Origin of the sequence: Rubrimonas sp. (assembly GCF_036788415.1) — a bacterium.
GTDB lineage: Bacteria > Pseudomonadota > Alphaproteobacteria > Rhodobacterales > Rhodobacteraceae > Rubrimonas.
Genome location: NZ_DAIQNN010000168.1, coordinates 1 through 4,014 on the forward strand (window position 1 = coordinate 1; position 4,014 = coordinate 4,014).

Annotated in this window: 2 protein-coding genes; one reads left to right on the forward strand and one right to left on the reverse strand. The window is 69.6% G+C overall.

Annotated elements, in window-relative coordinates; translation table 11 throughout:
* Positions 1 to 114: 114 nt before the first annotated feature.
* Positions 115 to 1,419, reverse strand: a complete 1,305-nt coding sequence (locus V7Q31_RS17765) for an MFS transporter (protein ID WP_333835184.1) — start codon at positions 1,417 to 1,419, stop codon at positions 115 to 117.
* A 731-nt stretch (positions 1,420 to 2,150) separates the two neighbouring features.
* Here V7Q31_RS17765 and V7Q31_RS17770 point away from each other — a divergent pair.
* Positions 2,151 to 4,014, forward strand: a 1,864-nt coding sequence (locus tag V7Q31_RS17770; protein WP_333835185.1) for a hypothetical protein, incomplete at its 3' end; no start/stop codon positions are given.

A 4,014-nucleotide genomic window follows, 5' to 3' on the forward strand; every position in this document is an offset into this window, starting at 1 on the left:
CTAGGTTTCATCTACGTAATCGGACTCTGGATTTACCATGTCTTTGGGGCATCCAAGCACAAGCGCGCCTGAGTTTCATTGCTGGTCGCCCTGCATCAAAACGCCGACCAGTTTTCACGCAGCTGCTATCGCGGCTCCCGGGATGAGCCGCGAGATGCGGGCGGCAGCCGCAGGCGTGCTCGAGACGTCGGCGTTTGGCGCGCTTGCCGGCTCTACCGCCGACACCGTCTCGAACGCCACCACGGCGTCCGCGAAGCGACCGCGTTCGGCGGCGGGCGCCGCCTCGCGGACGAAGCTGCGCACAAGCGCAAAGAGCGCCAGCAGCCCGAAGCTGGAGCCAAGCGTGGCGAAGAGGCCTCCGGGACCCATCGCGGAAATCGCCCAGCTGGCGACGACCGGTCCGGCCACCGCGCCGGCGGATGCGATCAGCAAAAGCCCGGCCGCAGTCTCGACCACGGCGTCGGCTGGCGCGAAGTCGTTGGCGTTGGCGGCGCTGAGCGCGCCGATGGGGATAAAGGCGGCCCCTAGAACGGCGAGCGCGACCACGAGATCGCCGGCGTCGGCCACGCTCCCCAGCGCCAGCGCGACACAGACCAAGGCGGCCGAGGCGGCGGTAGCGGCGATCACGAGACGGCGGTCCATGCGGTCGCTCAGAAAGCCGATGGGCCACTGGACCAACGCCGCGGCCAGGACGGGAGCGGTCATCAGAAGCGGCGTCAGGCTCGCGTCGCCGATAACGCCGAGCACATAGGACGGGCCGAGAGACCAGAACGCGCCTGCGGACATGCCGGCGATCGCGCAACCGACGACGCCCACCGGCGAAGCGCGCCACAGCTTCAGCAGTCGCACGCGCGCCGCCGGGCTCGGTTGCGGCGCCTCGCAGCGCGACAGAGCGACCGGCAGCGCCGCCAGCGACACGAGGATGGAGCCGATCGAGAAAAGCACGAAGCGGTCCGGCTCTCCCGCCGCCACGAACACGTGGCCGATCGAGCCGGCGAGATGGCTGGTCACAGCATAGGCGCAGAACACCGCGCCGCGGGTCCGGTTGTCGGCGCGCGCGTTCAGCCAGCTCTCGATCACCATGAAGATGGTCGCGAAGCATGCGCCTCCGAGCGCGCGCCGCGCCCACCAGACGGCAGGGTCGACGACGATCGCGTGCGCCAGAAAGAGACACGAGACCAGACCAACGAGCGCGGCGAACGCCCTGATGTGGCCAACGCGGGCGATGATGCGCCCGCCCCAGAGGCAGCCGCCAATGAAGCCCAGCGACTGCGCCGAGCCGAGCAATCCGATCGCCATGGAGCCGAAGCCCTCATGTTCGGCGCGCAGCGGCAGCAGCATGTTGAGCACACCGCAGCCGGCGATGAGCAGGGCGACGCTGACGAGCAGCGGCCCCACCGACACGAATGAACGCATCATGCTTCGATGTCTCTCGGAACAGGTTTCTGGCTGTGGGACGGGCGGCCGGACCCGAGTTAGGGCGCCAACGCGACATGCTCTGCGCTCAACTGGTGAGCGTTTGGTTAACGCCCCCGATGATCACAAATTCTCTGGCTGAAGCATGGTCGACCAAAGTCAAGCGGCTTCGGCATGTACTGGTTGTGACCTGAACCCGCTTGACGCCGCCTGCAGCTCTCGACACGGACCTTCCGCTCTAGCAGGGAGCAAGCTCCCGGAAGTAGCCGATCGCGGGGCGGGCATATAAGGATAACTTGCCGGTCGACGGAATGAGCGTCGGGTCCCGCCAGGTGGCGTCGGCGGCTGTCGAACTCGCTCTTTGAGCGCGACTCTGTCCGGAGGGCTCGGGGTCTCGGCGCGGCGACCTTGGTTCGCGTAGCCGGGACGCCAAGTAATGGTTCTCCGGCGCAGGAAGCCGGACGAAGCGGCCATGTGGTGCGTAACCGCGCCGTCGCCTTCAATGTGAACAAGCTCCGAAGCGTGACCCCGTCGGGTCGTTTGGCATCAACGACTTTCGGCGCCGATCGGCATCCGGACCCTTCGCTGATCCACAGGAAAGTCCGGTCGAGCGAAACGAAAGGGGTTTCCTGCGCGTTACACAGACCTTGAGCCGGGGAAGCATCCCGGCGCAGGGGAACGCGGGCGCGCCTCACTTTGTCGCTCGCGGGCGCCGCAAGCGACAGGAGTTCGGGATGTCTCGCGCAAATCTTCATGCGACATCGGCGCTGGGGCTCTGCCTCGGTCTGCTGCCGCTGAGCGGCGCCGCGCAATCCGCGTCCGGAGATGCTCAGGACGCCGACATGTTCGTGTCGCTCGTCCGGGCCTGCGTGGCCGCGCCGAGCGTCGAGAACTGCGAGCCGGTCCGCGCCGTGGTCGCCGAATGCGCAAATGACCTCGACTATGCACGTTGCGAGCTTCTGTTCGAGGACGGCGGCGCGATCTTCGACGATCCTGCGCGTCTCGAACGCGCCCAGGCGGCGCTTTCCCTGACCGCCGAGGCGATAGCGTCGATGGACTTCGCCGAGTTTGAGGGCGAACTTGCGGAGGTCGCGCGCGCCGACGCCGAGCGCGCGATGATCCGCGGCGACGGAAATCTGCTGACCCACTCGACGCCGCCGCTGATCGTCAGCGACGCGCCGCCGCCGGACGACGACGACGCGAGCCTGGCCGCAGACGACGCGGCCGCCGCCGGGACCGCCGCCGCCGAGGACGCCGACACGCTTGCCGATCCTGTGCCCGGCGATGCGGCGCCCGAGCCGCGACCTGAGCGGTTGACGGGAGAGAATGCGGCTCCGGCTCCGGCTCCGTCGGAAGAGGTCGGGACGGAGGCGGTCACGGCGCCCGCGGAACGGCCCCTGACCGACGACGAGGCGCAGAGCGTCGGGGAAGCCGCAGCCGGGCCTGACCAGGCCGTCGAGCCGGAGGTTGAGCGTGTCGAGGCTGAGGCGCCCGACGCCGAGGGGCGGCAGCGCGAGGCCGACGCGCGTGCGCTCGAGGAGGAGCGCGCCCGCCTGCGCGCCATGGCCGAGGACATGGCCGCGGAGGCCCCCGCGCTGGTCGTCGAGGAGGTCGCCGAGGAGACTGTCGTCGCGGAGCCGGACGCGCCGCGCGAACTGGACGAGAGGCAGCGAAGCGCGCTGGAGAGGCTGCTGCAGCAGCCCGAGATCGCCGCAGCGATCGCGACGCTCGGCGGCGTGGGCGTGCTGGCGGGCCGGCAGGGGGCGCAGGACGGGGCGGCCGACAGTCCCGTCGCGGCGCAGGCGGCCCCACGCCGCGACGATGCCGAAGATGACGCGATCGGCGCGGCGGAGGCCGAGGAGGTCATCGAAGACACGTTCACCGCGGCGGAAGTCCGCGGCAGTCGGGACGATTTCGACTCCCGTCTCGCGCTCGACTTCGACGCCGACCAACCTCGCGACGACGGACGCCGCCGCAACCTTGAACGCGCCGGCCTCGCCGCACTGGGCGCGCTCGCGGTCGGCATGATCGTCGACCGCAACCGCGTGGTCGCACGCTCCGACGAGCGGGTCGTGGTGCAGGACGACGCCGGCCAATATGCTGTCTGGCGCGACGACGACGCGATCCTGCGCCAGGAGGGATCGCAGCGGCGCGTCGAGCGCTTCTCCGACGGCTCCTCGCTCACGCGGTGGCGGCGGGACGACGACACTCAGATCATCACGATCCGCGACGCGACCGGGCGCGTCCTCCGCCGCGAACGGGTTCTGGCTGACGGCACGTCGATCTTCCTTGTCGACGACATGCGCGAGGTCGAGCCGATCGACGTTGCGGAACTGCCGCCCTTGCGCATCCGCGAACTGCGCATCTCCCAGCGCACCGACCCCGAGCTTGCGCTCGCGCTTCTGACGGAAGCCGAGGCCGACGCGCGCGCAGTGGACCGCGCCTTCAGCCTGCAGCAGGTGCGACAGATCCGCGAGGTGCGCGAACTCGCGCCCTTGCTCAGCCCCGATCCCATCACCTTCGAGACCAACCGCGCCCGCGTTCGCCCGGAGGAGGCGCCGAAACTGGCGCAGGTTGGTCGGCTGATGGAGCGGCTGA

Excerpts from the sequence above, each read along its gene's own strand:
- V7Q31_RS17765 (WP_333835184.1), bottom strand. The coding sequence starts at position 1,419 with ATGATGCGTTCATTCGTGTCGGTGGGGCCGCTGCTCGTCAGCGTCGCC.